Origin of the sequence: Streptomyces sp. NPDC052079, assembly GCF_040680275.1 — a bacterium.
GTDB lineage: Bacteria > Actinomycetota > Actinomycetes > Streptomycetales > Streptomycetaceae > Streptomyces.
The window spans coordinates 112,303-138,897 of the sequence record NZ_JBFAWL010000017.1; the positions used below are offsets into that span (position 1 = coordinate 112,303).

26 protein-coding genes and 1 tRNA gene are annotated in these 26,595 nt (G+C 70.9%); 14 read left to right on the forward strand and 13 right to left on the reverse strand.

The annotated features are described in order from the left end of the window. Positions 1 to 83 precede the first annotated feature (83 nt). On the forward strand, positions 84 to 707 hold the full coding sequence (locus AB0L56_RS23265) for a 5-formyltetrahydrofolate cyclo-ligase (RefSeq protein ID WP_365425905.1): 624 nt from the start codon (positions 84 to 86) through the stop codon (positions 705 to 707). Between the two features lie 61 nt (positions 708 to 768). Here AB0L56_RS23265 and AB0L56_RS23270 read toward each other — a convergent pair whose 3' ends face one another. Continuing rightward, positions 769 to 3,600 carry a penicillin acylase family protein gene (locus AB0L56_RS23270; RefSeq protein ID WP_365425907.1) on the reverse strand — a complete coding sequence of 944 codons (2,832 nt, stop codon included), beginning with the start codon at positions 3,598 to 3,600 and terminating at the stop codon, positions 769 to 771. A gap of 239 nt (positions 3,601 to 3,839) precedes the next feature. On the opposite strand from AB0L56_RS23270, the gene AB0L56_RS23275 reads away from it, so the two are divergent. The 6 genes from AB0L56_RS23275 (at position 3,840) to mscL (ending at position 9,796) form a co-directional block, all read left to right on the forward strand. Further along, entirely contained in the window at positions 3,840 to 5,375 is a 1,536-nt protein-coding gene (locus AB0L56_RS23275; protein ID WP_361027651.1) for a potassium/proton antiporter, read from the forward strand. A 284-nt stretch (positions 5,376 to 5,659) separates the two neighbouring features. Beyond that, on the forward strand, positions 5,660 to 6,952 hold the full coding sequence (locus AB0L56_RS23280) for an MFS transporter (protein WP_365425909.1): 1,293 nt from the start codon (positions 5,660 to 5,662) through the stop codon (positions 6,950 to 6,952). 206 nt (positions 6,953 to 7,158) lie between these two features. Beyond that, the gene (locus AB0L56_RS23285; protein WP_365425911.1) at positions 7,159 to 7,485 is read left to right on the forward strand and encodes an FmdB family zinc ribbon protein; all 327 of its coding nucleotides are present in this window, start codon (positions 7,159 to 7,161) and stop codon (positions 7,483 to 7,485) included. A 77-nt stretch (positions 7,486 to 7,562) separates the two neighbouring features. Beyond that, positions 7,563 to 8,405, forward strand: a complete 843-nt coding sequence (locus AB0L56_RS23290; protein ID WP_365425913.1) for an S-methyl-5'-thioadenosine phosphorylase — start codon at positions 7,563 to 7,565, stop codon at positions 8,403 to 8,405. Between the two features lie 272 nt (positions 8,406 to 8,677). Beyond that, positions 8,678 to 9,190 carry a hypothetical protein gene (locus tag AB0L56_RS23295; protein ID WP_365425977.1) on the forward strand — a complete coding sequence of 171 codons (513 nt, stop codon included), beginning with the start codon at positions 8,678 to 8,680 and terminating at the stop codon, positions 9,188 to 9,190. A gap of 135 nt (positions 9,191 to 9,325) precedes the next feature. Further along, positions 9,326 to 9,796 carry a large conductance mechanosensitive channel protein MscL gene (mscL, locus tag AB0L56_RS23300; RefSeq protein WP_361027663.1) on the forward strand — a complete coding sequence of 157 codons (471 nt, stop codon included), beginning with the start codon at positions 9,326 to 9,328 and terminating at the stop codon, positions 9,794 to 9,796. A gap of 13 nt (positions 9,797 to 9,809) precedes the next feature. On the opposite strand, the gene AB0L56_RS23305 is transcribed toward mscL, so the two are convergent. After that, positions 9,810 to 9,998, reverse strand: a complete 189-nt coding sequence (locus tag AB0L56_RS23305) for a hypothetical protein (RefSeq protein WP_365425915.1) — start codon at positions 9,996 to 9,998, stop codon at positions 9,810 to 9,812. Between the two features lie 43 nt (positions 9,999 to 10,041). Between AB0L56_RS23305 and AB0L56_RS23310 the strand changes: the two genes are divergently transcribed. After that, positions 10,042 to 11,067, forward strand: a complete 1,026-nt coding sequence (locus AB0L56_RS23310) for a P1 family peptidase (protein ID WP_365425917.1) — start codon at positions 10,042 to 10,044, stop codon at positions 11,065 to 11,067. Between the two features lie 194 nt (positions 11,068 to 11,261). Further along, positions 11,262 to 12,008, forward strand: a complete 747-nt coding sequence (locus AB0L56_RS23315) for a DUF6227 family protein (protein WP_365425919.1) — start codon at positions 11,262 to 11,264, stop codon at positions 12,006 to 12,008. A gap of 15 nt (positions 12,009 to 12,023) precedes the next feature. Here AB0L56_RS23315 and AB0L56_RS23320 read toward each other — a convergent pair whose 3' ends face one another. Together AB0L56_RS23320 and AB0L56_RS23325 are read right to left on the reverse strand one after the other, a co-directional pair. Beyond that, complete coding sequence (locus AB0L56_RS23320; protein WP_365425921.1) at positions 12,024 to 12,302, reverse strand: hypothetical protein; 279 nt, start codon at positions 12,300 to 12,302, stop codon at positions 12,024 to 12,026. 198 nt (positions 12,303 to 12,500) lie between these two features. Next, complete coding sequence (locus AB0L56_RS23325; RefSeq protein WP_365425923.1) at positions 12,501 to 14,015, reverse strand: MFS transporter; 1,515 nt, start codon at positions 14,013 to 14,015, stop codon at positions 12,501 to 12,503. Positions 14,016 to 14,078: 63 nt separating this feature from the next. On the opposite strand from AB0L56_RS23325, the gene AB0L56_RS23330 reads away from it, so the two are divergent. Next, entirely contained in the window at positions 14,079 to 15,059 is a 981-nt protein-coding gene (locus AB0L56_RS23330) for a YafY family protein (protein WP_365425925.1), read from the forward strand. Between the two features lie 7 nt (positions 15,060 to 15,066). Here the strand turns inward: AB0L56_RS23330 and AB0L56_RS23335 are convergent, their stop codons facing one another. Then, entirely contained in the window at positions 15,067 to 15,690 is a 624-nt protein-coding gene (locus AB0L56_RS23335) for a TetR family transcriptional regulator (protein ID WP_365425978.1), read from the reverse strand. Between the two features lie 471 nt (positions 15,691 to 16,161). Then, positions 16,162 to 17,160 carry a sigma-70 family RNA polymerase sigma factor gene (locus tag AB0L56_RS23340; RefSeq protein ID WP_361027684.1) on the reverse strand — a complete coding sequence of 333 codons (999 nt, stop codon included), beginning with the start codon at positions 17,158 to 17,160 and terminating at the stop codon, positions 16,162 to 16,164. Positions 17,161 to 17,353: 193 nt separating this feature from the next. Between AB0L56_RS23340 and AB0L56_RS23345 the strand changes: the two genes are divergently transcribed. Then, positions 17,354 to 17,872, forward strand: a complete 519-nt coding sequence (locus AB0L56_RS23345) for an N-acetyltransferase family protein (protein ID WP_365425927.1) — start codon at positions 17,354 to 17,356, stop codon at positions 17,870 to 17,872. Positions 17,873 to 17,894: 22 nt separating this feature from the next. On the opposite strand, the gene AB0L56_RS23350 is transcribed toward AB0L56_RS23345, so the two are convergent. Next, positions 17,895 to 18,656: a class III extradiol ring-cleavage dioxygenase gene (locus AB0L56_RS23350; protein ID WP_365425980.1), complete on the reverse strand. Its 762-nt coding sequence runs from the start codon at positions 18,654 to 18,656 to the stop codon at positions 17,895 to 17,897. Positions 18,657 to 18,833: 177 nt separating this feature from the next. Here AB0L56_RS23350 and AB0L56_RS23355 point away from each other — a divergent pair, with 177 nt between their 5' ends. Beyond that, positions 18,834 to 19,349 (forward strand): MarR family transcriptional regulator, encoded by a 516-nt coding sequence (locus tag AB0L56_RS23355; protein ID WP_361027690.1) that lies wholly within the window; start codon positions 18,834 to 18,836, stop codon positions 19,347 to 19,349. 111 nt (positions 19,350 to 19,460) lie between these two features. Here the strand turns inward: AB0L56_RS23355 and AB0L56_RS23360 are convergent, their stop codons facing one another. Next, the gene (locus AB0L56_RS23360; protein WP_365425929.1) at positions 19,461 to 20,999 is read right to left on the reverse strand and encodes an MFS transporter; all 1,539 of its coding nucleotides are present in this window, start codon (positions 20,997 to 20,999) and stop codon (positions 19,461 to 19,463) included. 149 nt (positions 21,000 to 21,148) lie between these two features. After that, positions 21,149 to 21,790 carry a TetR/AcrR family transcriptional regulator gene (locus tag AB0L56_RS23365; RefSeq protein WP_365425931.1) on the reverse strand — a complete coding sequence of 214 codons (642 nt, stop codon included), beginning with the start codon at positions 21,788 to 21,790 and terminating at the stop codon, positions 21,149 to 21,151. Between the two features lie 325 nt (positions 21,791 to 22,115). On the opposite strand from AB0L56_RS23365, the gene AB0L56_RS23370 reads away from it, so the two are divergent. Further along, complete coding sequence (locus AB0L56_RS23370; protein WP_365425933.1) at positions 22,116 to 23,408, forward strand: M6 family metalloprotease domain-containing protein; 1,293 nt, start codon at positions 22,116 to 22,118, stop codon at positions 23,406 to 23,408. Positions 23,409 to 23,491: 83 nt separating this feature from the next. Next, positions 23,492 to 23,567, forward strand: a tRNA-Arg gene (locus AB0L56_RS23375). Between the two features lie 68 nt (positions 23,568 to 23,635). Here the strand turns inward: AB0L56_RS23375 and AB0L56_RS23380 are convergent. From AB0L56_RS23380 to AB0L56_RS23395, 4 genes are read right to left on the reverse strand one after another with little or no spacing between them, the layout of a single operon-like run. After that, on the reverse strand, positions 23,636 to 24,787 hold the full coding sequence (locus AB0L56_RS23380; RefSeq protein WP_365425935.1) for a site-specific integrase: 1,152 nt from the start codon (positions 24,785 to 24,787) through the stop codon (positions 23,636 to 23,638). Further along, positions 24,787 to 24,975, reverse strand: coding sequence for a helix-turn-helix domain-containing protein (locus tag AB0L56_RS23385; protein WP_361341055.1), 189 nt, complete (start codon positions 24,973 to 24,975; stop codon positions 24,787 to 24,789). Before AB0L56_RS23385 ends, AB0L56_RS23380 begins: the two co-directional genes overlap by 1 nt. Further along, entirely contained in the window at positions 24,972 to 26,357 is a 1,386-nt protein-coding gene (repSA, locus tag AB0L56_RS23390) for a replication initiator protein RepSA (RefSeq protein ID WP_365425937.1), read from the reverse strand. The genes AB0L56_RS23385 and repSA overlap by 4 nt, the downstream gene beginning before the upstream one ends. Then, positions 26,350 to 26,535, reverse strand: a complete 186-nt coding sequence (locus tag AB0L56_RS23395; RefSeq protein ID WP_365425939.1) for a hypothetical protein — start codon at positions 26,533 to 26,535, stop codon at positions 26,350 to 26,352. The genes repSA and AB0L56_RS23395 overlap by 8 nt, the downstream gene beginning before the upstream one ends. Positions 26,536 to 26,595: the final 60 nt, after the last annotated feature.

A 26,595-nucleotide genomic window follows, 5' to 3' on the forward strand; every position in this document is an offset into this window, starting at 1 on the left:
CATATCCGGTGCCTTTGCAGGGAATCTGTCACTCCGTTTATTTACCGCTCATATGAGCATAATGGAACGGTACGGGTACAGATTTGAGACACAACGACCGCGCCGACGAGTCTGACAAGCGGGTGCTGCGCCGCCAAATCCTCCAGGCGAGGAACAGCTTGACGGCGGATGACATGCGGGAATACGCGATCGCGCTGTCCCGGCAGGCACTCGCGCTGCCCGAACTCGCGCACGCGCGCACGGTGGCGGCGTACGTCTCCGTGGGGAGCGAACCCGGCACGCTCGCGCTGCTGGACGCGCTGCGCGCGCGGGGCGTACGCGTCCTGCTGCCCGCGCTGCTCCCGGACAACGACCTCGACTGGGGCACGTACACCGGGGAGAACTCCCTCGGACGGGTGCGGCACGGCGGGCGTATGGCCCTGTTCGAGCCGGCCGGCGAACGCCTCGGACCGGACGCCGTGACGGAGGCGGACGTCGTCCTGCTGCCCGGACTGGCCGTCGACGCGCGCGGGATGCGGCTGGGACGCGGCGGCGGCTCCTACGACCGTGTGCTCGCCCGGCTGGACCGCGCGGGCGCCCGTCCGGCCCTGGTGGTGCTGCTGTACGACGCCGAGGTCGTCGGCCGTGTCCCCGAGGAGCCGCACGACCGGCCGGTGCACGCGGTGGTCACACCGTCCGGCGTACGGCGGTTCGGCGCCCGCCCCTGACACGCGGATCGGCCTCCACGCGGTGCGTGAAGGCCGATGTGCGGCGGCGGGACGGCCGGGGTCAGGGCTTGAGCAGCAGCGTGTCGCTGGTGCTCTCCTCGACCGCCTTCTCCGAGTAGGACCACTCCAGCAGTTCGCCCTTGGCCCACTTGTCCGTCTGGTCGACGTAGTGGGCGCTGTAGGCGTGCCCGGAGGCGCCGGTGAGGTTGATCCACCGCGACTTGTCGAGGTCGCCGAGGTTGACCACCATCCGCATGGACGGCACCCACACGACCTCATAGCCGCCGGCCGCGTTCCAGCCGGTCGCGTTGACCGTCGCCTCGCCGCCGCCGAGCTTCCACGGGCCGCGGTTGAGCATGTACTGCAGGAAGCCGGGGCCCTCGGTGCCGAGCGTCTGGTTCTTCAGGAACAGGCGGTGCAGCCGGCCCCAGCTCCAGGTGTCGATGTCCTTGCCCAGCTTGGCGGTCAGCTCCCAGCGGGCGTCGATCATGGCCCGCTTGAACAGCTCGTCACGGTTGCCGGCGCCCGGACGGGTGCCCTTCTTGGGCGTCGTCCACCAGTCGCTGTCCTGGTCGTCCTTCAGCTTGCGGACCACCTCGAACCAGCGGTCGCCGCCGTCCGGCTGCGCCTGGTCGGCGGCGCGCTGACCGCACTCGCGGACCTTGTCCGCCTCGTCGGCGGGGCCGGTGGTGTTGACCGGGTCGACCCACAGGCACTGGCCCTCGACCCGCAGCTCCTTGGGCAGCTTGTGACCGAAGGCGAGCTTGAGGATGTTGCGCCACACGGCGTTGAAGTAGGCGGCGGCGGCCGAGTCGGCGTCCTGGGTGTAGTCCCAGCCCTCCAGCAGCTTCTGCGCCTCCCGCACCTCCGGGTCACGGGTGTCGATCTTCAGCAGGTCGGGCACCAGCAGCTTGGCGATGGAGCTGGAGTTGTCGAGCTGCATCTGCCGCATGTCGTCGGTGGAGATCTTGCCGCCGTCCTTGATCTTCGACTGGATCAGGTCGGTGATGCGCCGGCTGCGGGCGCCGTAGCCCCAGTCCGTGGTCAGCGTGTAGGGGTAGTCCTTGCCGACGACGGCCTGGTTGGCGGTGACGATGTAGCCGCGTTCGGGGTCGAGTTCGAAGGGGAGCGCGTCCTGGTCGATCCAGCCGGTCCACCGGTAGTCGCCGTCCCAGCCCGGGGCGGGGACGGAACCGTCGTGCTTCTCCGCGCGGGTGGGGATCTTCCCGGGCAGCGTGTAGCCGATGTGGCCCTTGGTGTCCGCGTAGACGAGGTTCTGCGAGGGCACCTCGAACAGCGTGGCCGCCTCGCGGAAGTCGTCCCAGTCCTTCGCGCGGTTGATGGCGAAGACGGACTCCATGGTGCGGCCCGGGTCCAGTGCGGTCCAGCGCAGGGCGACGCCGTAGCCGTCGCCCCGGTCGGGGGCCGCGCTGTCGACGGAGGCCTTCTTGCCGGTCTTCACCAGTTCCTCGGAACGGTCGGAGAGCAGGGGGCCGTTGTTGGTCTCGCGGACCACGATCTTCTGCGGCTCGCCGCCGGCGACCTGGATGGTCTCCTCGCGGGTCGTGAACGGCACCACCTTGCCGTCGTACTGGTAGCCGTCGCCGGTGATCTTCTCCAGATAGAGGTCGGTGACGTCGACGCCGGAGTTGGTCAGGCCCCAGGCGATGTTCTGATTGTGGCCGATTATGACGCCGGGCATGCCCGCGAAGGTGTAGCCGGTGACGTCGTACTGGCACTCGGCGGAGACGCTGCGGCAGTGCAGGCCCATCTGGTACCAGACGGACGGCAGCGAAGCGGACAGGTGCGGGTCGTTGGCGAGCAGCGGCTCGCCGGTGATGGTGTGGTCACCGGAGACGACCCAGGAGTTGGAGCCGATGCCGTCGCCGTTGATGCCGACGGCGGTGGGCAGGTCCCGCATGACCTCCTGGAGGCCCGTCAGCTGGCTCTCCAGCGCGGAGCCCGCGGTGCCGGTGCCGGTGCCCGTACCGGCCTCCGTGGCCGTGCCTGTTCCCGAGCCCGCCGTTCCCGTGCCGGTCCCGGTGCCGTTTCCTGTCCCTGTGCCGTTTCCGGTGGCCCCGCCCTGCTCGTACGCCCCGGTGAGCTCGTTGTACCGGCCCTCCTGGATCACCGGCTTGTTCCGGCCGTACGGGTACTCCGGGTACAGGTCGGCGATCTGCTTGGGGCCGAGACGGCTGGTCATCAGCGCGCGGTCGATCTCGTCCTGCATGTTCCCGCGCAGGTCCCAGGCCATCGCCTTGAGCCAGGCCACGGAGTCGACCGGGGTCCACTCCCCGGGCTTGTAGTCGTTCTCGAAGCCCAGCGCCGCGTACTCCAGGGAGATTTCGTCGCCTTCCTTGCCCTCCAGGTAGGCGTTGACACCCTTGGCGTACGCCTGAAGGTACTTCTTCGTGGCGGGCGAGAGCTTCTTGTCGTACTCCTCCTCGGCGATCCGGTGCCAGCCGAGGGTGCGCAGGAACTCGTCGTTGTCGACCTGGCTCTCGCCGAACATCTCCGACAGGCGCCCGGCGGTCATGTGCCGGCGCACGTCCATCTCGTAGAACCGGTCCTGCGCCTGCACGTAGCCCTGCGCCATGAACAGGTCCTCGTCGGAGGAGGCGTAGATCTGCGGGATGCCGTGGCCGTCGCGTTTGACGTCGACGTTCCCCGACAGCCCCTGGAGCGTGACGGTGCCCGATGTCTGGGGGAAGGAGGCCCGCACGGTGCTGACGGTCCAGTACCCCCCGTAGGCCAGACCGCCGATCAGGGCCAGCACCAGGACGAGCACGATCAGTCGGGCTTTGCGCCCTTTCTTCCTGCCGGACTTGCCGGCCTGCTGACCCGGGGAGGCCTCGGCCTGCTGACCCGGGGAGGCGGTGGTGTCGGTGGGCATCGCTGTCCTTGCTGTCCTAACGCGAGCGGCAGGTCGGGCTGTGCTTTTAACTGAGCGCTGGAGCAACGATAGGCGCAGGGCCTCGCGCCCCTTGACGCGGAGTCGGGAACCAGCCCGGACGGACGTTCGATCTTGCCCCCCTGAGCGTCAAGATTGCGTCAAGAGTTAGGTAAAGTAACAAAGTAGTTTGCCGCGGAAGCGCGGTGGATCGCATGCGATGTACGTGACCTCACGCGCGGATGCGCCTGAGTCAGGGAAGGGAACAGCCGCTGACCATCCACCACCTCAACCAGCTTCTGCTCGTCTGCTCCGTCGTGCTGCTCGTGGCCGTCGTCGCGGTCCGGATCTCCTCGCGCAGCGGGCTCCCCAGCCTGCTCATCTACATGGGGATAGGCATCGCCATCGGCCAGGACGGCATCGGCGACGTCTCGTACGACAATGCCCAGCTGACGCAGCTCATCGGGTACGCAGCCCTGGTCGTGATCCTGGCCGAGGGCGGGCTGGGCACCAAGTGGAGCGAGGCGAAACCGGCCCTGCCCGGCGCCACGGCACTCGCCCTGGCCGGCGTCGCGGTCAGCGTCGGGGTCACGGCGTCCGTGGCGCACTACCTGGTCGGGCTGGAGTGGCGGCAGGCGCTCATCATCGGTGCGGTGGTCTCCTCGACCGACGCGGCGGCCGTCTTCTCGGTGCTGCGGAGAATCCCCCTGCCCTCGCGGGTCACGGGCACGCTGGAGGCGGAGTCCGGCTTCAACGACGCGCCCGTCGTCATCCTGGTCGTCTCCCTCTCCGCCTCCGGGCCGGTCGAGCACTGGTACGTGCTGCTCGGCAAGATCCTCCTGGAGCTGGCCATCGGCGCCGCCATCGGTCTCACGGTGGGCTGGCTGGGCGCCTGGGCACTGCGGCACGTGGCGCTGCCCGCCTCCGGCCTCTACCCCATCGCCGTCCTGGCCATCGCCATCGCCGCCTACGCGCTCGGAGCGACCGCCCACGGCAGTGGCTTCCTCGCCGTCTATCTCGCCTCGATGGTGCTGGGCAACGCGAAACTGCCACACTGGCCCGCCACGCGGGGGTTCGCCGAGGGGCTCGGCTGGATCGCCCAGATCGGCATGTTCGTCCTGCTCGGTCTGCTGGTCACCCCGCATGAGCTCGGCGACGACTTCGTGCCCGCGCTGCTCATCGGGCTGGCCCTCACCCTGGTGGCCCGCCCGCTGAGCGTCGTGGTGTGCCTGACGCCGTTCCGGGTGCCCTGGCGGGAACAGGTGCTGCTGTCCTGGGCGGGGCTGCGCGGGGCCGTTCCCATCATCCTGGCGACGATCCCGATGGTGCAGGGCATCGCGGGCAGCGAGCGGATCTTCAACATCGTCTTCGTCCTGGTCGTCGTCTACACCCTCGTCCAGGGCCCGACGCTGCCCTGGGTGGCCCGCAAACTGCGCCTGGGCGAGGACTACGGCGCCGCGGACCTCGGCATCGAGTCGGCGCCCCTGGAGCGGCTGCACGGGCATCTGCTGTCGGTCCAGATCCCGGAGGGGTCGAAGATGCACGGCGTGGAGGTGGGCGAACTGCGGCTGCCGGCCGGGGCCGCCGTCACGCTCGTCGTGCGCGACGGGACGTCGTTCGTCCCGCTGCCGGCGACGACGCTGCGTCACGGGGACGAACTGCTCGTCGTCACCACGGACTCGGTGCGGGACGCCACCGAGCGCCGCCTGCGCGCGGTCAGCCGGGGCGGCAAGCTGGCCGGATGGCTGGGCACCGACGAATCGCAGGCGGAAAGGTGACATGGTGCTCGGTTTCACAGCCGCGCAGGCCCTTGATCCCTGTATGAGGCAAGCGCATCAGTGGAAGCGCAGTATTATGCAAGCGCATTGGTGCAAGCGCACTATGCAAGCGACCCCAGATCGAACCAACTCTGCCTGATGCAGAGCTGGCGCGACCGTATGGCGGCCGGGACGCCCTGAGCTGTGGCGCCGGTATCTACCGCAGTCAGCGCAAGAGGACAGCTCTCGGCGCGCCCGCACGACCCGCGCGGGCGGCGCTACCAGGTGGCGGAAAGGCACGGGCCGTGGCATCCACGGTCACCACGTCGAAGGATTCGCCGGCCACCTCCCGTCCGGGATACGGCCGGCTGCTGCGCACGCGCGGCGCGTGGACGTTCCTGCTCCCCGGCTTCGCGGCACGCCAGCCGTTCGCCATGCTCACGCTCTCCCTCGTGCTGCTGGTGCAGCACACCACCGGCTCGTACGGCGCGGCGGGCGCCGTCGCCGCCGTCACCGGCGTCTCCATGGCCCTGTTCGCGCCCTACAGCGGCCGCCTCGCCGACCGCTACGGCCAGCGCGCCGTGCTGGTGCCCGGTGTCCTGGTGCACACCGTGTCCGGGCTCGCCCTCACCGCGCTGGCGCTGACCGGCGCGCCCCTGTGGGCGCTGTTCGCCGCCGCCGTGCCCACAGGCGCCTCGGTGCCGCAGATCGGGCCCATGGTGCGCGCCCGCTGGGGCGTGAAGCTCAAGGGCTCTCCGCTGATGACGACCGCGGCGGCCTTCGAGTCCGTCACCGACGAGTTCACCTTCGTCGTCGGACCGCTGCTGGCCACGGCCCTGTGCACCGTCGTCGACCCGGCCGCCGGTCTGGTCACCGAGGCCGCGCTGACCCTGATCGGCGGACTGCTGTTCGCCGCCCAGAAGGGCACGCAGCCCCGGCCCGGCCGGGAGGAGCACGCGCGCGTGGAGCACGGTTCCGCGCTGCGCGTCCCGGGCGTGCGGGTGCTGATCGTGACCTTCCTCGGCATCGGTTCCGTCTTCGGCGGCATGCAGGTCTCGCTGGCCGCGTTCTCCGAGGCGATCGGCAACCCCGGGCTGAACGGCGTCCTCTACGGCGTCTTCGCGGCGGGCAACATGCTCGCCGGCATCGCCTGCGGCGCGATCGCCTGGAGGACCACCCCGCAGCGGCGCCTGGTGCTCGCGTACGCGGCGCTCGCGCTGACGGCGTCCGCCCTGTGGACCGCCCCTTCGGCGCTGCTGCTGGCCGCGCTGGGCCTCCTGGTCGGCATGTGCATCGCGCCGGCCCTGATCACCGGCTTCACGCTGGTGGAGAACCTGGTCCCGGCCGGGGCCCGCACCGAGGCCTTCACCTGGCTGACCGGCGCCGTCGCGCTCGGCCAGGCCGCGGCCGTCATGGTCGCCGGACAGCTGGAGGACCGCCTCTGGGACGGCGCCGGATTCCTGGTGCCTATGGCCGGCACGGTGCTCGCGCTCGCGAATCTCATGCTCTCGCGGTCACGTCTTGTGCCGCCGCGCGTGACCAGTCCGGTCACGCGCGGCGCGGCCCATCGCGAACCCGTCGCGATCGGTGAGATGTGACGTGTGGTTTTCCGGATTTTCCACGGAATACGTCACTGTGACTCCGCCGCGAACGCGGCTTCCCACTCGGGCGAGCCGCCCTCATGGCGGTCAAGCCCTGACCGCTGCCCGTAAGCAGGTGACGTACGTTACTCCCCTTACTTGCGGCACGGGTTACCATTGACGATTGTTAGCACTCATCGAGTGAGAGTGCCAGGAGGAAGACAGTGCCGACCTACCAGTACCAGTGCACCGAGTGCGGCGAGGGCCTCGAGGCGGTGCAGAAGTTCACCGACGACGCCCTGACCGATTGCCCCAACTGCCAGGGCCGCCTGAAGAAGGTGTTCTCGGCGGTCGGCATCGTCTTCAAGGGTTCCGGCTTCTACCGCAACGACAGCCGCGGCTCCTCGTCGAGCAGCTCGCCGTCGTCGTCGAAGGCCTCGGCCTCCACCTCTTCGTCCTCCTCCTCGGACTCCGGTTCCGGTGCGGCCTCGTCATCGTCGTCCGGCTCGTCCGGCTCCGGCAGCTCCGCCGGCACCACCACCGCCGCGTAGGCCCGGTCTTCCAGGGACCCTCTCGTCATCCGACGAGGGGGTCTTCTGCTTCTCCGGGGGCCGTTAGGGTGCGGAGCATGGCGAACATGGCGAAGGCCGAGATCGGTGTGATCGGCGGCTCCGGGTTCTACTCCTTCCTCGACGACGTGACCGAGCTCCAGGTCGACACCCCCTACGGGGCGCCCAGCGACTCCCTGTTCCTCGGCGAGGTGGCCGGCCGCCGGGTCGCCTTCCTGCCCCGGCACGGACGCGGTCACCATCTGCCGCCGCACCGCATCAACTACCGCGCCAACCTGTGGGCGCTCCGGTCGGTCGGCGCGCGCCAGGTCCTCGGTCCGTGCGCGGTGGGCGGGCTGCGGCCCGAGTACGGGCCGGGCACGCTGCTGGTTCCGGACCAGCTCGTGGACCGTACGAAGTCCCGGGCCGGCACGTACTTCGACGGACTGCCGCTGCCCGACGGCACGGTGCCGAACGTGGTCCATGTGTCCCTGGCCGACCCCTACTGCCCCACCGGACGGGCAGCCGCGCTGAAGGCGGCGCGCGGACGGGACTGGGAGCCGGTGGACGGCGGCACGCTGGTCGTGGTGGAGGGGCCGCGCTTCTCCACCCGCGCCGAATCGTTGTGGCACCAGGCCCAGGGCTGGTCGGTGGTGGGCATGACGGGCCACCCCGAGGCGGTGCTCGCCCGTGAGCTGGAGCTCTGCTACACCTCGCTGACCCTGGTCACCGACCTCGATGCCGGAGCCGAGACCGGTGAGGGCGTCTCCCATGACGAGGTGTTGCGGGTGTTCGCCGCCAATGTGGACCGGCTGCGGGGTGTGCTCTTCGACGCGGTGGCCGGGCTGCCGGCGACGGAGGAACGGGACTGTCTGTGCACGTCGGCGCTGGGCGGGATGGACCCGGGGTTCGCGCTGCCGTAGCGGGCGGGCAGGGGGAGGGTCCCGTTCGGGTGGCGGAGTTGTCCACAGGGTGGTGACGCGTCCACAGGGCGCGGCGAGCGCCGGCCGGGGTGCCCCATCGTGGGAGCCACAAGCCGGTTCCTCGTCGCAGGTGGTGGTGTCCCGTGTCCCGTCCTCCTTCTTCTTCGCTCTGCTCCTCCTCGCCCGTCGTTCCGCGTCCTCCTTCCTCGCTCTGCTCCTCCTCCCCCGTCGTTCCGCGTCCGCCCGGCGCCGATGTCCCCGCCCCGGGCGAGGTGCCCCACTTCGCGCCGGTGCGGGTGCGCGGCGGGCTGCCGCTCCCGGGCCGGCTCGTACGGCACCGGAGGCGCGCCGTGGCTGTCGGGCTCGCCGTCACGGCGGCGGCGCTTGTCGCGGCGGGCCCCCGGGACGCCGACCGGTCGCGCGGGCATCCCGGGCATCCCGGCGGCCCTCAGGCGGTGCGGGCCGCCTCGGCGTCTCCCGGGGAGCGTCCCGTACGGCCGCGGCATGCGGGGACGACGGTGACGGCACCGGTACGGATCGCCGACGCGGCGACGGTGCGGCTGCTGCGGCCGGGCGACCGGGTGGATGTGATCGCCGCAGGGGAGACGGTGTCCGGCGGCGAGGCCCGCGTGGTCGCGCGCGGGGCGCGGGTGACCGAGGTACCCGGGCCGCCGGACGGAGCGGGCGACGCGGGGGCGCTGGTCGTGCTGTCGGTCCCCCGTGACACCGCGGCCCGGCTGGCCGGCGCGAGCGCCACGGCCCGGCTGGCGGTGACGCTGTGGTGAGCGCCGCCGTTCCGGGCGCGGCCCTTCCGTCCGGCCCGTCGTTCGCACACCCCCATTGGACAGGCCCGCGCCGGCGTGACGTAGGTTGCGGAGCGTTTTGTTCCGTCCCCTGCGCACGAGAAAAGAGGCCTCGACGTGAGCGACCAGCACAGGACGAGCGTCTGGCAGGGCTTCAAGGCCTTCCTGACGCGTGGCAACGTCGTCGATCTGGCCGTGGCGGTGGTCATCGGGGCCGCCTTCACCAACATCGTCAACTCGGTCGTGAAGGGCGTCATCAACCCGTTGGTGGGTGCCTTCGGCACGCAGAACCTGGACAGCTACAGCTCGTGCCTGAAGGGCCCCTGCGAGGGCACCGGGGACGCCGCGACGGGCGTCAGGATCCTGTGGGGCTCGGTCGTCGGCGCGACGCTGCAGTTCCTGATCACTGCGGCGGTCGTCTACTTCCTGATGGTGCTGCCCATGGCGAAGTACCTGGCCCGGGTGGAGGCCCGCCGGAAGGCGAAGGAGGGCACGCACGAGGTCGTCGAGATCACCGAGCTGGAAGTACTCAAGGAAATCCGCGACACCCTCGTCGCACAGCGCGGGACGGGGCAGGGCGAACGATAGGCGCCCGGCCTGGTCAGATGTGGTGGGGCGGCTTCTCGTCGAGGAAGCGCTTCAGATCGGCGGCGCTGTCGCCGGACGGGTGCTCGGACGGGCGCTCGCCCCACCCGCCGTCCGTGTCGTCCGAGGACTGCTGGTCCAGCGGATCGTCGAAGACCAGCGCGGGCTTCGGCTCACGCGGGCGGGGATCGGGGGCGGCACTCATGCCTCCAGGGTACGGCTGAGTCCGGACGGGCAAGACTGGCCCCATGACGGCTGACGCTCTGACAGATGTGGCCGGCGTGCGCGTGGGGCATGCGACACGTACCGGTGACGGGTGGCTCACCGGCACCACGGTGGTGCTCGCGCCCGAGGGCGGGGCCGTGGCCGCGGTGGATGTGCGCGGCGGCGGCCCCGGCACGAAGGAGACCGACGCGCTCGATCCGCGCAACCTGGTGCAGAAGGTCGAGGCGGTCGTGCTGACCGGCGGCAGCGCATACGGGCTGGACGCGGCGTCCGGGGTAATGGCCTGGCTGGAAGAGCGGGGACGCGGGGTGCGCGTCGGGCGCGACCCCGCACACGTGGTGCCGGTGGTGCCGGCCGCCTGCGTCTTCGACCTGGGCCGGGGCGGCGACTTCCGGGCCCGGCCGGACGCGGCCACCGGCCGGGCCGCGGTCGAGGCAGCGGCGGCGAGCGAGCCCGGTGCTCCGGTTCCGCAGGGCTGTGTGGGCGCCGGCACGGGCGCCGTGCTGGGGCAGTTGAAGGGAGGGGTCGGCACGGCGAGCACGGTGCTGGACTCGGGGATCACGGTGGCCGCGCTGGTGGTGGCCAACGCGGTGGGTTCGGCCATCGAGCCGGAAACGGGGGTGCTGTACGGGGAGTTGATCCAGGGCCGGGTGCGTCACCCGGAGCCGGACGTGCACAAGGCCGCGCTGCGGCGGCTGGCGGAGGCGGCCGAGCGGAACACCCCTCCCCCGCTGAACACCACGCTCGCGGTGGTCGCCACCGACGCCCTTCTGTCGAAGGCGCAGGCCCAGAAGCTGGCCGGCACCGCCCACGACGGCATCGCGCGAGCCGTACGGCCGGTGCATCTGCTGAGCGACGGCGACACCGTCTTCACCCTGGCCACGGGCGCCCGCCCGCTCGACGCGGCGAACCCCCTCGCCCTGAACGGGCTGCTGGCGGCGGGCGCGGACCTGGTGACCCGGGCGATCGTACGGGCGGTGCGCGCCGCCGAGCCGGTCGACGGTCCCGGTGGGGCCTGGCCGTCGTACGGGACGCTGTACGGCCTTTGAGGCGGATGGGGCGGATGAGCACCGAAGTGACGTGTGAGCAGGAAGAGTTGTCGTCCCGCGGGGGCGCCGGGGAATTTCTCGCGCGGCCCGGTCGTTTTCCGGCCATACGTTTTCTCGGATCCTGGACATGACGTCCGACCGAGGGGCTACGTTATGCACCCACAAGGTGACATGCAGCAACGCCGGGAGAAACCTTGAGTGTTCCGTACGAGACGGCAGCGTACGAACCATCCGACTCGCCCGAGTCTCCGGAGGAGCACCTCGCGCGACTCCTCGGCCGCGCCCTGAACTCCTTCGAGTTGCCGGAGGAGACGATCCGGCGGCTGGACTGCGCGCTGGCGCACGACGGTTCCCTGCACTCCGCGCACCACAGCGCCGGTCTGCACCGGGAGACGTACCGGCACACTTGGCTGCTCGCGGACGGTTCGGCGGTCACGCTGTGGGAGCTCGTCCACAACACCGCCCCGGGCAGCGAGCCGGAGCACGAGATCTACGTGGACGAGGAGGAGCTGCGCACGGCCACGGCCCGGCTGCCGTTCCCGGCGGACGCCCCGGACTTCGAGCTGCCGGTGACGGTGCAGCTGATCCCGGCTTCCGCGCTGCGGCAGGTATATGTTCCGGACGATTCCCCGGATCACGCGCGCCGTTTACTGCGCCGCGCGGAGAATCCGGACCGGCCGGACCCGGAGACGGCCGCCCTGCTGACCACGGCGTGCGCGCACCGGATCACGCAGGCCTTCGGCCGCCCGTCCCGCGTGGGACGGCCCGGGCTGTGCTTCTCCCTTTACGAGCACGCGTTCCTGCTCGGTGACGGCATGGAGCTCTCCCTGTGGGAGGTAGAGCACACGGTCACGTCGGACGGACGGCACATGTGCGAGGTGTACACCAGCGAGGACGCGGCGCGGGACGCCATGGAGCGCCGGGCGGCGCAGGTTTCCTGACGGCCTCGCTGAGGCTCAGTCCCCCTCGCTGAGGCGTCGTACCAGCACGGCGAAGGCGTCACGCTCGGCCGGGGTGAGCCGCACCGCCTCCGCGAGGGGGCCCGTTTCGCGTTGGCGCGGGATGGTCGGGGCGCCGTGGGGGGTGTGCCGTTCGTCGGCCTCGGGGGTGCCGGGTGCGTGTGTCCGCCCGCGCCGGCGCCGCAGGACGTCGGCCAGGCCCGCCGCGCAGGCCATGGCCACCAGGGTGAGGACGGTGGCACCCGTCGTTCGCGAGAGCGTCTTGTACTCAGGCATGCGGCCCAGTACACACCACGGTCCGGGATTTTGGGCCCGGATCGTAACGATCGTGATCTATATCGCAGTAGGCATGAACCGCGCACACCTACCCAAACGGACGCATCGGCCGTCCGGGTTCGGGGGACGCGACGGGCCCAGCACCCCCCGTGGGTGCCGGGCCCGTTCCGCGTGCCGTGGACCGTCCGCTCAGGACACTCAGGGCACGAGCTCCGGTTCCTTCTCCACCGCCGCCGGAGCGTCCTCCACGCCCTCCACGTGCTGGGCGGGGCGCTTCGGAAGGGCGAACATCAGCAGGAAGATCACGCCCATCACCGCGGCCACCCAGCCCAGCGCGTGCTGGAAACCGTCCGTGAAGGCCGCACCCACCTCGGCCGGTGCCAGCGGCTCGTCGATCACCCCGAAGAACACCACCGACACCAGGCCGAGCCCCAGCGCGTTGCCCATCTGCTGCACGGTGTTGATCAGCCCCGACGCCGACCCGGCGTGCTCACGCGGCACCTCCGACAGCACCGCGTCCGTCAGCGGAGCGACGATCAGCCCCATGCCCGCACCCATGACCACCAGCGGCAGCGCCATCTGCCAGGAGGCGATGGACTGGCCGTACCGCCCGGCCTCCCACACGTAGATCAGCACACCGGCCGCCATGACGAGGGCACCGGCCTGGAGCACCTTGCGCCCGTAGCGCGGGACCAGCAGCTGCACCGACATCCCGGCCGCCGCGGACACCGCGACGGAGAACGGCACCCCTGTCAGCCCGGCCCGCAGCGCGCTCCAGCCCAGGCCGATCTGCATGTACATCGTCCACACCAGGAAGAAGATGCCGAGGCCGATACCGAACACCGTCTGCACCGCGATGCCCGCCGCGAAGCTCTTCACCTTGAACAGCGACAGCTCGATCAGCGGGGAGCCGTCCCGCGCGCCCTTGACCCGCTCGTACGCCACCAGCGCCGCGAACACCACCAGCGCGCCGGCCATCGACACGTACCCCCACACCGGCCAGCCCAGCTCACGGCCCCGGGTGAGCGGGTAGAGCAGCATCAGCAGCGCCAGGGTGACCAGGGCGACGCCCACCAGATCCAGCTTCAGGGCGCGCGGCGCCTTCGACTCGGTGATGAAGCGGCTGCCGAGGACCAGGCCCGCGATGCCGACCGGGAGGTTGATCAGGAAGATCGGCCGCCATTCCAGGCCGAACAGGTTCCACTCGGTCAGCAGCGCGCCGAGCAGCGGTCCGGACACAGCGCCCAGTCCGACGATCGCGCCGAACAGCCCGAACACCTTGCCGCGTTCGTGCGCCGGGAAGGTGGCGTGCACGATCGACAGCACCTGCGGCACCATCAGCGCCGCCATGGCCCCCTGGAGGATACGGGAGGCGACCAGCATCTCCGGGTTCACGGCGAGCCCGCACAGCGCGGAGGCGAGAGTGAATCCGCCGATGCCGACGAGGAAGATCCGCTTGCGGCCGTGGATGTCGCCGAGCCGGCCGCCGGTGACGAGGCCGGCGGCGAAGGCCAGCGCGTATCCGGCGGTGATCCACTGGATCTGGCTGAACGTGGCGCCGTCGTGGCGCTGGATCGAGGGGATCGCGATGTTCACGATCGTGACGTCGACGAGGTCCATGAAGGCCGCGGTCATCACGATGGCGAGCGCGAACCAGCGGCGTCGGTCGCCCGCTGCGGGCTGCGGTGCATGCCGGGTGTCGGTGAAGGTCATGTCCCAGAAGCTATTCCCCATATAGGTCAGATCAGGTCCTACTTACGGGGCATCCTCGAGGACATGACGACGGACACCCCGGCCCGGCTGCTGACCCTCCTCTCCCTCCTCCAGACACCACGCGGGTGGCCCGGCGGCGAACTGGCCGAGCGGCTCGGGGTCTCGCGCCGCACGATCCGGCGCGACATCGACCGGCTACGCGAACTGGGCTATCCCGTGCAGGCGACCCTCGGCGCGGACGGCGGCTACCGGCTCGTCGCCGGCATGGCGATGCCTCCCCTGGTCCTCGACGACGAGGAGGCGGTGGCCATCGCGGTCGGACTGCGGGCCGGCGCCGGGCACGCGCTGGAGGGCGTGGACGAGGCGTCCGTACGGGCGCTGGCGAAGCTTGAGCAGGTGCTGCCCGGCAGGCTGCGGCACCGCGTCAGCACACTCCAGGCCGCGACCACTCCGCTGACCAGCGGCGACGGCGCGACGATCGCCCCGGAGACCCTCACCGTCATGGCCTCCACGGTGGCCGGGCGGGAGCGGCTGCGGTTCGCCTACCGGGCGGCCGACGGCACCGAGTCCCGGCGCGTGACGGAGCCGTACCGGCTGGTGTCGACCGGGCGGCGCTGGTACCTCGTGGCGTACGACCTCGACCGCGCGGACTGGCGGACGTTCCGCGTCGACCGGGTGAGCGACCCCTTCGCGACGGGGGCGCGCTTCACACCGAGGGAGCTGCCGACGGGCAGCGCGGCGGAGTATCTGCGCCGGTCGATGTACCGGGCGCAGGAGTCCTATGAGCTGGACGTCACCTTCGCCGCCCCGGCCGGGACGGTCGCCGCCCGCATCCCCGGCTGGCTGGGCACACCCCAGCCGCTCGACGAGGGCACCTGCCGGCTCCGGGCGACGGTGAGCGACGCGAAGGAGTGGATGGCGGTGCGTCTGGCGATGCTGGGGCACGACTTCACGGTGCGGGCACCGCAGGAACTGGTGGACGCGGTCCGGGAGTTGGGTGCCCGGATGACCAGGGCGGCCACGGGCGGAAACGGCACGCCGTGAAACGGCGTCATGGCGCGTCGGGGACGGGGGACGTCAGGTCCGACCAGGGGAAGTCCCGGAGCGCGGCCAGGTTGGCCACGGCCAGTTCGGCCGGTCCCTGGGGGCCCTCGGCGGGGCCGTCACCCGCCGCCCAGCTCTCCATGGCGGTGCGTACGGCGGCGCTCGCGACTGCCGCGGCGAACGCCAGCCGGCTGCGGTGGGCAACGTTGTCTTCGTACGGGACGTGACTCGACGCCAGGCGTTTCGCGAGCGCCTCCGTCAGGTTCCGCTCCGACGCCCGGCACGCCTCCGCCCACACCCTGCCGAGGGCCGGGTCCGCCCGGGCCAGCCGGATCAGCGTGCGCGCCCAGTCCCAGGAGGCCACCGACACCCCGAGCCCCGGCGTCAGCGTGTGACGCACGGCGTCCTCCAGGACCCGGGGCACGGGCACCTCCGCGGGGGTGGCGCGCACCGCCTCCACCCAGCGTTCGGCACCGACGGCGTAGAGCGGGCCGATGGCCTCTTCCTTGCTGGCGAAATACCGGTAGAAGGTGCGCGGGGCGATCCCCGCCGCCTGGGCGATGTCCTCGGCGCGGGTGGCCCGGAGCCCCTGCCGGACGAAGAGTCCGGCCGCCGCGCGGGCGATCTCCATACGGGTCTCGGCCTTGCGCCGTGCGGTCAGCGAGAGCGCGGGAGGCGGAAGGGGCGGGGTCGGGGTCGAGGTGGTGCTGCTGGTCACGCCCGGCAGGCTATGCCCATGTGGCACAATCTGCCATCTGGTGGGTCACCCCGGGGTTCAGGTTCGGGGTGACCCGCCGACCAGTCATGGGGCATGAGAAAGCCGGGTCCGGCGCCCGGGGGGAGGGGCGCCGAACCCGGCCTTGGGAAGTCCCGGCGCCGGGGGGGGGTGGTGCGTCGGGACGTGGCTCTCTATGGACCGGGGGCTCAAGCCCCCGAGGCTCGAACACCTGGGTCTGGAATGCTTGTTCCCAGGGCCCAGCGGGTTGAAGCGGCGGGGAACGGCCATATTCTGCGCGGTGCTTCGCCACCCGGCGTACGCGGCCGGGGTGTTCACGCTACCGCGCCGCAAGCGGTCGCCACCCCGGCACGACGAAGCCGGCTGTCACGCCGCCGCGTCGAACCCGGTGTCGCGGGCCAGCTTCTTCAGTTCCAGCAGCGCGTGCTTCTCGATCTGGCGGATGCGCTCGCGGGTCAGACCGTGCTCCTTGCCGACCTCGGTCAGCGTGCGCTCACGGCCGTCCTCGATGCCGTAGCGCATCTTGATGATGGAGGCCGTGCGCTGGTCGAGGCGGCCGATCAGGTCGTCCAGCTCCTCGCTGCGCAGCAGCGTCAGCACCGACTGCTCCGGTGAGACCGCCGAGGTGTCCTCCAGCAGGTCACCGAACTGGGTTTCGCCCTCGTCGTCCACCGACATGTTCAGCGAGACCGGGTCACGGGCCCAGTCCAGCACATCGGTGACGCGCTCCGGCGTGGAGCCGAGCTCGGCGGCGATCTCCGCGGGCTCCGGTTCCCGGCCGTGCTCCCGGTTGAACTCGCGCTGCACGCGCCGGATCCGGCCCAGCTCCTCCACCAGGTGGACGGGCAGGCGGATGGTGCGCGACTGGTCGGCGATCGACCGCGTGATGGCCTGACGGATCCACCAGGTCGCGTACGTCGAGAACTTGAAGCCCTTGCGGTAGTCGAACTTCTCCACCGCGCGCACCAGACCGGCGTTGCCCTCCTGGATCAGGTCCAGCAGCGGCAGCCCGCTGCGCGGGTACCGCCGGGCGACGGCGACGACCAGGCGGAGGTTGGAACGTATGAAAACGTCCTTGGCCTGCTCGCTCGCGTCGACCAGCGCCTGGAGCTCCTCGGGGGTCGCCCCCACCTTGTTCTCCTCGAGGCCGTCGAGGATCTGCTGCGCGAACACACCCGCCTCGATGATCTTAGACAGCTCGACTTCCTTGGCGGCGTCGAGCAGCGGCGTGCGCGCGATCTCGTCGAGGTACATGCCGACCAGGTCGCGGTCGGCCATTTCGCCGCCATGGGCGCGGACAGTGCGTGCCGAGTCGGCCGTCTCGCCGGTGGCGGACTGACGACGGGCGACGGCGCGGGTTGCCATGCGTGCTCCCTTGCGATGATGAGGTCAGCGGGTGGTCCTGTGGACGCTCAGCACATCTCTCAGGTCCCTCCGGACTCTGGTCGGGTGCCCTGCATCCAAGGGAAACAACGACTGGAATCCGGACAGAATTCCCAACCCGACCCCCGATTTTTCTGATCATGCAGTATCCTGTCGGCCCACGCGGGGAGGCGCGATGCTGTCGGATCATGCGGAGGTGCAGGTCAGGCCGGGTGGGGAGGGCGATCTGTCGGCCCTCACCGACCTGTACAACCACTACGTCCGTGAGACGGCGATCACATTTGACACATCGCCGTTCACCCCGGAGGAGCGCCGCCCCTGGCTGCTCTCCCACCCTGTAGACGGCCCCTACCGCCTGATGGTTGCCACGGGCGCGGGTCCGGGGCGGATCCTGGGGTACGCCACGTCCAGCCCCTTCCGCCCCAAGCCCGCCTACGCCACCTCTGTGGAAACGACGGTCTACGTCGCCCCGGACGCGGGCCGGCGCGGCGTCGGCACCCTGCTCTACAAGGCCCTCTTCGAGGCCCTGGCGGGCGAGGGCCTGCACCGCGCCTACGCCGGCATCGCAGAGCCGAACGACGCCTCGACGCGCCTGCATGAGCGCTTCGGCTTCCGGCACGTCGGTACGTACCGGGAGGTGGGCCGCAAGTTCGGCCGCTGGTGGGACGTGGCCTGGTACGAGAAGGAGCTGTAGCGCCTCCCGCGCGCCTTGGGCCTCAGCCGAACTGCACCGACCGCTTGGCCAGCCCCATCCAGAACCCGTCGATCACGGACTTCTGTTCCCCGAGCTCACCGGCGGCGTCCGCGGCGCCCATGGTCACGAAGAGCGGGGCGAAGTGCTCGGTGCGCGGGTGGGCGAGCAGGCCCGCGGGGGACTTGCGGGTGAAGTCGAGCAGTGCGTCCACGTCCCCCGCCTGCAGGGCCTCGCGGCCCCAGGCGTCGAACTCCGCCGACCAGGCGGGAATGCCGCCCTGCCGCAGCGCGGCCAGGTTGTGGGTGAAGAACCCTGAGCCGATGATCAGCACACCCTCGTCGCGCAGCGGCGCGAGGCGCCGCCCGATCTCCATCAGCTTCACCGGGTCCAGTGTCGGCATGGAGATCTGCAGGACCGGAATGTCCGCGCCGGGGTACATCTCGACGAGCGGGACGTACGCGCCATGGTCCAGACCCCGGTCCGGGACGTCCTGCACGGGCATGCCGGGGGCGCGCAGCAGCTTGCGCACGGAGTCCGCGAGCGCGGGGGCGCCGGGGGCGCCGTAGGTCACCTCGTAGTAGTGCTGGGGGAAGCCCCAGAAGTCGTAGACGAGAGGGACGGTCTCGGTGGCGCCGAGGGCGAGCGGGGCCTCCTCCCAGTGGGCGGAGACGACGAGGATGGCCTTGGGGCGGGGCAGCCCGGCCGACCAGGCGGCCAGCTCACCGGGCCAGACGGGGTCGTCGGCCAGGGGCGGGGCGCCGTGGCTGAGGTAGAGCGCGGGCATGCGCTCCTGAGTGGCGGCGGTCATGACGGCGACTCCCTTCAGCGGGTCTTGGTGCCCCCGCGCCGAGGTGACCCTTCGGGGGGTGACACGGGGTGTTACTTGAACTCTCAATTTCCACTGCCGACCGTACGCCATTTTTGTTTAACTTTCAAGGAGGTTGGCCGTACAGTGGAGTACATGAAGACGGCACCCGTATCGGCCGACGCCGAGGAGCCCCGCTGGCTCACCGACGAGGAACAGCGCGTGTGGCGCGCGTACATCGAAGCCGCCACCCTCCTGGAGGACCACCTCGACCGTCAGCTCCAGCGTGACGCGGGAATGCCGCACGTGTACTACGGCCTGCTGGTCAGGCTCGCCGAGGCCCCGGACCGGCGCCTGCGGATGACGGAGCTGGCCAGGTCCGCGAAGATCACCCGCTCCCGCCTCTCGCACGCCGTCGCCCGGCTGGAGAAGAACGGCTGGGTGCGCCGCGAGGACTGCCCCTCCGACAAGCGCGGCCAGTTCGCCGTACTGACGGAGGAGGGCCGGAAGGTGCTGCACCGGCACGCGCCCGGCCATGTGGACGCCGTACGCCAGGCGGTCTTCGACCGGCTCACCCCGGAACAGCAGAAGTCCCTCGGCGAGATCATGCGGATCATCGCCGAGGGACTTCAGCCGAGCGAAACGGGGGCGGACCTGCCCTGGCTCCGCTGACGAGGCGGGAGCCGGGGCAGGTCCCGGAAGCCGTACGGGGAGGCGTCCCCTCCTCCTCCGTACGGGTGGCACGGATGTCTTCCGTACGGATGTTGTGAGCTGTGCAGGCCGTCAGTGCATGGCCACCGGCACGGCCACCTCGTCCTCGAGGGAGGCGTCGGAGGACGCGACGGTGGTGCCGCCCGGCTTGCCCGCGTTGATCAGGACCGCGGCGATGGCCGAGGCCACGACCAGGATCCCGACGGCGAACCAGATCGCGCTGGTGTAGCCCTCCACCTGCCCCTGGAGCTGGACCAGCTGCTGCTGGGACCGGCTGCCGGCGCCGCCGATGTGATCGGCGATGTAGGACGTGGTGGCCGAGGCGGCGATCGTGTTCAGCAGGGCCGTACCGATCGCGCCGCCCACCTGCTGCGAGGTGTTGACCATCGCGGAGGCGACACCGGAGTCACGCGGCTCCACACCCAGGGTGGCCAGCGACATGGCCGGCATGAACGCCGTACCCATGCCCAGACCGAGCAGCAGCATCGCCGGCAGCAGCAGGGCCGCGTACGAGGAGTCGATCTCCAGCTGGGTCAGCAGCAGCATGCCGAGCGCCGCGACCAGGAAGCCGGGGGCCATCAGCAGCCGGGGCGCGACCCGGGTCATCAGCCGGGTGCCGATCTGCGTCGACCCCACGATCATGCCCGCGATCATCGGCAGGAAGGCGAATCCGGTCTTCACCGGCGAGTACCCCTTCACGACCTGCAGGTAGTAGGTGAGGAAGAGGAACAGGCCGAACATCGCGATGATCGCCAGACCCAGCGACAGGTAGACCCCGCCGCGGTTGCGCTCGGTGATCACGCGCAGCGGCAGCAACGGCGCCCTGACCCTGGCCTCGACGATCACGAAGGCGGCCAGCAGCACGGCGGACGCGATGAACATGCTCACGGTCACGGAGTCGCTCCAACCCTCGGACTCCGCGCGGGTGAAGCCGTAGACGAGCGCGACCAGGCCCAGTGTGGACAGGACGACGCCCGGGATGTCGAGCGGCGAGCGGTTGCGTCCGCCCTCCGGCTCACGGATGACGAGGTACGCACCGGCCGCGGCGACGACGGCGAACGGGATGTTCACGAAGAACGTCCAGCGCCAGTCCAGGTACTCGGTGAGGAAGCCGCCGAGGATCAGGCCCACGGCACCACCGCCACCGGCGATCGCGCCGTAGATGCCGAACGCCTTGGCGCGCTCCTTGCCGTCGGTGAACATCACCGCGAGCAGGGAGAGCGCGGCGGGCGCGAGCAGCGCGCCGAACGCGCCCTGCAAGGCACGGGCACCGAACATCATGGCCTCGTTGGTGGCCGCGCCACCGAGCGCGGAGGCCAGCGCGAAGCCGCCCAGACCGAGGACGAAGGCCCGCTTGCGCCCCCACAGGTCGGCTATCCGGCCGCCGAACAGCAGCAGACCGCCGAAGGCGAGGGCGTACGCGGTGACGACCCACTGCCGGTTGCCGTCCGAGATGCCCAGGTCCTGCTGGGCGGAGGGCAGGGCGATGTTCACGATGGTCGCGTCCAGTACGACCATCAGCTGGGCGAGCGCGATGAAGACGAGCGCTTTCCAGCGGTTGGCGTCCGGAGCGCCGGCGGTCTTCGCCGCCGGCGAGGCTGTTTCAGACATGGGGGTACCCACTTCGGTACTCGTGACGGAAATCGAGAGTGTGTAATGAAAAATCGGGTGTCTTCAGGGAACGACGCGTCCCCGGGACGGCCGTTCGATGCGAGGCCCGTGGTCAGGACGGGCGGCGCGGATGCGGTATCAGGGCTCGCTCAGCAGCGCAGATCCTCCACGGTCACGGCCGAACCCGGCAGGACAGTCGGGGCGGGCGCCCGCATCCCGTCCAGGAACAGCTGCAGATGGCGGTGGACGAAGCGGTCGGCGCTCGTGCAGCCGGCACCGGCCGGGGGCCGGCTCAGCTGGGCGACGCCCACCATCAGATCGCCGTACTCCACGTCGGCACGGAGCTGACCCGCCGCCTTGGCGCGGTCCATCAGCTGCGCGACGAGGCTCTCGGCTCGCCGGCGTACGTCCTCCAGGTCGGGGTGGTGCTGGTCGAAGGTGCTGGAGATCATCGGGCACAGCGCGCTGATCCGCTCGTCGGCGGCCGTGTGCGCGAAGCGCTCCAGTGCTTCGAAGGCATCCCCGGTCTCGCCCAGCGCCTGCTCGGCCGCCCGCACCGTACGGTCCATCACGGAGCAGACGACCTCGCGCACCAGCGCGTCGCGGTCGGGGAAGTTGCGGTACACCGTGGCATTGCCGACGCCGGCCCGGCGGGCGATCTCGTCGAGCGGCACGTCCGGCCCGAACTCGACGAACATCTCGCGGGCGGCGGTGACGATCCGCTCCCGGTTGCGCAGGGCATCGGCGCGGGGCCGGGGCGCCTTGCGCGTGACGGGGTTCGCGGTCTGCACGGTGCACTCCTCGGTCGTTTGGCTTGTCGAATCTCAAATCCGGGGTCGAATCCGGGGAGGAAATCCCCGTTTCGCGCGGACACAGGTCTAAACGGGGAAACGATCCCCGGTTATTTCCGCCTCCCGGATCTTTTCCTGTGACCCACGTCACATCCTGCCGCTTGCGCTGATACCTCGCGGCGATACCCACCGGCCTCCCGTACGGGGATGCCCGCGGCGCCCACGATCGGCCCTCCCAGCGAGCGCACCCCCAACCGGCGACGCAGGGTGATCGAGAGGGTGCAGTCGGAGACTGGCGGCTGCCGTGCGGAGCGGAGGTCCTGGCATGCAGTGGCAGCCGCGCCGACGCCGGATATCCCCGCGTCGCCTGGCCGCCCTCGCCTCCGTCTCCGCCCTGACCTTGGCCGTCAGCACCTCCGCCGGCAACGGCCACCTCTCCCCCGGCGCCTCCACCGTCGGCGCCGGACCGAGCGCCCTCTCCCGCACCTCCGCACACGGCCCCTGCATGATCAGCAGCAACCGTGAGGTCCAGATGTCGGAGGGCATCCCCACGAAGCCCGGTTACATCCGCTCCACCGGCACGATCCGCGCCCTCACCCTGATGATCGACTTCTCCGACGCCCCCGGTGAGGGCGACGCCCTCGACCGCTACCGGGAGTTCTTCCCCCAGACCCGGGAGTGGTTCGCCACCAGCTCCTACGGCCGCCTCGACTACCGCCCCGAGATCCCGATCCCCGGCTGGCTGCGCATGCCCAAGTCCTTCCGCGCGTACGGCATAGAGCGCGGCGCCCCCTTCGACCCCGGCTACCGCGACCTGGTCCGCGACATCGTGGCCGAGGCCGATCCCGAGGTGGACTTCCAGGCGTACGACCTGCTGAACGTGCTGGTCACCCCCAACGCGGGCCCGGCCGCCCTGGACACGGTCCTGTCCGTCACCTTCGCCGGCAACCGTGAGGCCCCGACCGCGGACGGCATCCCCGTCTCCAACGCGTCCTTCGTCTACTCCCGCCAGGACGACGGCTCCGGCTCCTACGACCGCACCGGCTACCGCGTCCTGCCGCACGAGAACGGCCACGTCTTCGGCCTGCCCGACCTCTACACCGCCGAGGGCGGCGGCGCGGTCGGCCACTGGGACATCATGAGCGAGGACTGGGGCGCCAACAACGACCTCCTCGCCTGGCACAAGTGGAAACTGGGCTGGCTGGACGTGTCCCAGGTCGGCTGCGCGGCGAGCCGGGGCACACGGGAGTACGCACTCACGCCCCTCGCACGGACCGGCGGCCCCAAACTGGTCTTCATCCCCCTGAACGCCCACTCCGGCTACGCCGTCGAACTGCGCACCCGCGCCGGCAACGACGAGGCGGTCTGCCGCCCCGGCATCCTCATCTACCGCGTCGACGCGAACGTGGACACCGGCATGGGCCCGGTCACCGTCTACGACTCCCGCCGGGACAGCGGCGGCTGCACCCGCACCGCCAACGTCCACGCGGAACTCTCGGACGCGACCTTCACGCCCGGCGAGAGCTTCGTGGACCGGAAGGCGGGGATCCGGGTGGCGGTCCTGAAGTCGGACAACGACACGTACCGCATCCGCGTAACCCGCACCACCCACACCTGACGGCCGGCCCCGCCCCCTAACCCCCACACCGCAACGATCGCGATCCGGTACGCTGACGCCTGAGGCCGCACGCATACGGCCCCGCCTTCGTAGCTCAGGGGATAGAGCACCGCTCTCCTAAAGCGGGTGTCGCAGGTTCGAATCCTGCCGGGGGCACCAGCCAAAAGGCCCCGGACCGATCATGGTCCGGGGCCTTTGACATCCACTTCTGACATCAACGGGGGCGGTCACTGACGACCGGGACGCCTCCGCAGCAGTCGGTCCATGTGGCTCATGGCCTCGCGCTGGGTGTCCTGCACGACGTGCGTATACACGTCCATGGTGATGCTGATCTGGGAATGGCCCAGGATCTCCATCACGACGCGGGGCGCGACTCCAGCCGCCGTAAGGAGAGTCGCGGTGCCGTGCCGGGCGTCGTGCAGTCGGATCACGCGGAGGCCGGCGGACTGGGCGATGCGGGTGAAGGAGCGATAGACGTTCCGCGGCTCGACCGGGCGGCCGGTGCGGGTGGTGAAGACGTAGTCCGACTCACGCCAGGTCTCCCCCGCCTTGGCGCGAGCAGCTGCCTGCCGCATGCGGTGCCAGCGCAGGGGCGCGATGCAGAGAGCGGGCAGCGGAACGGCACGGCGACGGCGGCTCTTGGGGTCGTCGTCGTACAGCACGCCCCGGCGGCGCTGCGTCTGCTGGCGGACGTACAGCACGCGGTGGTCGAGGTCGACGTCCGACCAACGCAGGCCGACGATCTCCCCCCGACGAAGGCCCATAGCGATGGCGAGCACGAAGGCCGCGTAGAGCGGGTCCTTTCGGGAGGCCGCTAGGAAGTCGAGCGTCTCGTCCAGGCTCCAGGGCTTCAGCTCGCGGTTGTCGGTGCGAGGAGGCTCGACGAGCTTGGCGACGTTGCGCGTGATCAGTTCCTCGCGGCACGCGGAGGACAGTGCCGAACGCAGCACACGGTGTGCCTCCTTGGCCGTCGCCGCGGTGGTCTTCTCCTCCAGGCGGACGAGGAAGCGGCGCACGTCGGTGACGCCCAGTGATTCGAGCCGCTTCGTGCCGAGCATCGGCACCAGGTAGAGCCGGACGTGCGCCTCGTACTTGTCGTACGTGCTGAGCTTGCGGCGAGGCTTGATGACGTTGTCCAGCCAGTACGGCAGCCACTCGGCGAGACTGGTCGACCGAGTCGGCACGGGCACGCCCTGGTCGACCTTGTCGAGCAGTTCACGGCGCTTGGCATCGCACTCAGCCCAGGTCTTGCCGTAGGCGAACTTGCGGGCGCGGGTGCCGTCCGGCTGGAGGACGTAGACCGCGCACTGATAGCGGCCGTCCTTGCGCTTGGTGATCGTGCCTGATCCGTTGGGGTTGCGCTTGCGCTGACTGGCCATCAGGCGGCCTCCTCGATCTCGCGGGCGATGAAGTCACGCAGCGCGTCAGCGGGGATGCGGCGGGAACGGCCGACGGTGATGGAGACCAGGCGGCGCGAGCGGATCAGGTCGTAGACCGTGGAGCGGCCGAGCCTGAGCCGCGCCATGACTTCGGGCACGGTCAGCAGCTCCGGGGTGGCGGTGGTCATGCTGCGGCTCCTTCCGAGGCGAGTTGGTCGCGTAGGGCTTCGCGGGCGGTTTCGCGGTTGAGCTGGAGGTCGCGGGCGATGGTGGCGGCGAGGACGGATTCACCAGGGGTGTGGCCGTGGCCGGCGTACTGCCAGTCGGCCAGGACCAGGACGGTGTCCGGCTCGCGGTCGTGGTCGTCCAGGCCGAGGGCGGCGTGTTCCTGGGCGGCGCGGTAGTCAGCGCGTGCCTGGCGGAGGGCGCCGAGGGTGGTGGAGTAGCGCCGGGACTTGGAGGAGAAGTGGCCGCGGAAGCCGAGCATGTGCGCCCAGGCCCACAGCCGCCGGTCCGGGTAGAGCGGGTCGAGTTCCTTGCAGGCCGCGATCAGGCGGCGGGTGTGGTCGGGGACGCCGTGGCGGTCGAGCTCGGCGAGCTCCCCGATGCGGCGGTCGAGGGTGCCGGTGTTCTCGGCCGCCTTGGTGGCGTACTTGGCGACGTAGGAGGCGACGGCCTGTTCGGTGATCTCCGAGCCGTCCCCGAACGCCTTGATCGGCCGGACGTCGAGCTGGGTGCCCCAGCGGAAGGTCCGGGCCGGTTGGTCTTCGGCGGCCGGGACGGAGACCGAGGTGTAGGAATGCGCGGCAGCGGCGCGGATCGCGTCGGCGAGCAGCTCGACCGTCGCCCAGGACGGCGGAGCGGTGTCCGGCCCGTCGGGTCCGTCGAGGCGGATCACGGCATGGAAGTGCAGGGCGCCGCGCTTCTGGAACTCGGCGACCTTGCCGTAGGACAGCCGAGCTCGCTCTTTCAACTCGCGTTGGGTGAGGCCGGCGCGGGCGGCGAGCTCGCGGCGGAGCCGGTTGGTGAAGCGCTGCCAGAGCTGCCCGGCATGGTTGTTGAACAGGACGGCTCCCGCGTAGTCGTACGTGGCCGGGTCTAGGGCGGTGCCCAGCTCGGGAGCGTCCGGGGTGTGGTGGGTGCCGCAGCGGCAGGTGCCATGGTCGGGCCGGTTGTGCACACGGCCGAACGAGGGGGCGGTGAGGGTGGCGAAGACGCGGGGGTGATCGCGGACGGTGGCGGGGATGTCGCAGCGGTCGTCACCGGCGAGGCCGGCGCGGATGAGGTGGTAGGTGTCGCCCGCGTAGGTCCAGGCGCAGGAGGGGCAGCGGGAGGCGCGGCGGTTGCCGCAAGCGAGGCGGAGGCGCCCGCCCGGCTCGCCCTCGGTGGAGTAGTGGTGCAGGGTCTCGCCGGTGATCTTGTCCTTGTGCAGGGTCCACCCGGTCAGGTGGATGGGGTCGGCGCAGCCGCCGGTGCGGCGGATCTGTTCTTCCCAGCGGTGGTAGTCGACGGCCGAAGCCACCCTCAGCAGGTCGCCGAGGGTGGTCGGGTCGAGCAGCGTCTCAGGCACCAGCGCCCTCCCGGACCCGGCGGGCGGGAACGGTGCCGATGCCCTGGCAGGCCGGGCAGTTCGCGGTGAGGGTGCGCAGGTGGCCGCGGGCGTCTCGGCCGCCGAGGGTGACGGCGACCGTGGCGAAGCCGTCGCAGGCCGGGCAGATACGTCGTGCGGGCGGGGTGTGCTGGGCCATGATGGTGGTTCCTTTCGATTGCGGTTGGAAGGAACGGCCCCGGGTGGCGGCGTGCTTGGC

Bases quoted from the DNA above. Each gene is read 5' to 3' on its own strand.
- AB0L56_RS23270 (WP_365425907.1), bottom strand. From the start codon at position 3,600: ATGCCCACCGACACCACCGCCTCCCCGGGTCAGCAGGCCGAGGCCTCC.
- AB0L56_RS23275 (WP_361027651.1), top strand. From the start codon at position 3,840: ATGCGCCTGAGTCAGGGAAGGGAACAGCCGCTGACCATCCACCACCTC.
- AB0L56_RS23290 (WP_365425913.1), top strand. From the start codon at position 7,563: ATGGCGAACATGGCGAAGGCCGAGATCGGTGTGATCGGCGGCTCCGGG.
- AB0L56_RS23305 (WP_365425915.1), bottom strand. From the start codon at position 9,998: ATGAGTGCCGCCCCCGATCCCCGCCCGCGTGAGCCGAAGCCCGCGCTG.
- AB0L56_RS23310 (WP_365425917.1), top strand. From the start codon at position 10,042: ATGACGGCTGACGCTCTGACAGATGTGGCCGGCGTGCGCGTGGGGCAT.
- AB0L56_RS23320 (WP_365425921.1), bottom strand. From the start codon at position 12,302: ATGCCTGAGTACAAGACGCTCTCGCGAACGACGGGTGCCACCGTCCTC.
- AB0L56_RS23325 (WP_365425923.1), bottom strand. From the start codon at position 14,015: ATGACCTTCACCGACACCCGGCATGCACCGCAGCCCGCAGCGGGCGAC.
- AB0L56_RS23330 (WP_365425925.1), top strand. From the start codon at position 14,079: ATGACGACGGACACCCCGGCCCGGCTGCTGACCCTCCTCTCCCTCCTC.
- AB0L56_RS23335 (WP_365425978.1), bottom strand. From the start codon at position 15,690: ATGGAGATCGCCCGCGCGGCGGCCGGACTCTTCGTCCGGCAGGGGCTC.
- AB0L56_RS23340 (WP_361027684.1), bottom strand. From the start codon at position 17,160: ATGGCAACCCGCGCCGTCGCCCGTCGTCAGTCCGCCACCGGCGAGACG.
- AB0L56_RS23345 (WP_365425927.1), top strand. From the start codon at position 17,354: ATGCTGTCGGATCATGCGGAGGTGCAGGTCAGGCCGGGTGGGGAGGGC.
- AB0L56_RS23350 (WP_365425980.1), bottom strand. From the start codon at position 18,656: ATGCCCGCGCTCTACCTCAGCCACGGCGCCCCGCCCCTGGCCGACGAC.
- AB0L56_RS23355 (WP_361027690.1), top strand. From the start codon at position 18,834: ATGAAGACGGCACCCGTATCGGCCGACGCCGAGGAGCCCCGCTGGCTC.
- AB0L56_RS23360 (WP_365425929.1), bottom strand. From the start codon at position 20,999: ATGTCTGAAACAGCCTCGCCGGCGGCGAAGACCGCCGGCGCTCCGGAC.
- AB0L56_RS23370 (WP_365425933.1), top strand. From the start codon at position 22,116: ATGCAGTGGCAGCCGCGCCGACGCCGGATATCCCCGCGTCGCCTGGCC.
- AB0L56_RS23380 (WP_365425935.1), bottom strand. From the start codon at position 24,787: ATGGCCAGTCAGCGCAAGCGCAACCCCAACGGATCAGGCACGATCACC.
- AB0L56_RS23385 (WP_361341055.1), bottom strand. From the start codon at position 24,975: ATGACCACCGCCACCCCGGAGCTGCTGACCGTGCCCGAAGTCATGGCG.
- AB0L56_RS23395 (WP_365425939.1), bottom strand. From the start codon at position 26,535: ATGGCCCAGCACACCCCGCCCGCACGACGTATCTGCCCGGCCTGCGAC.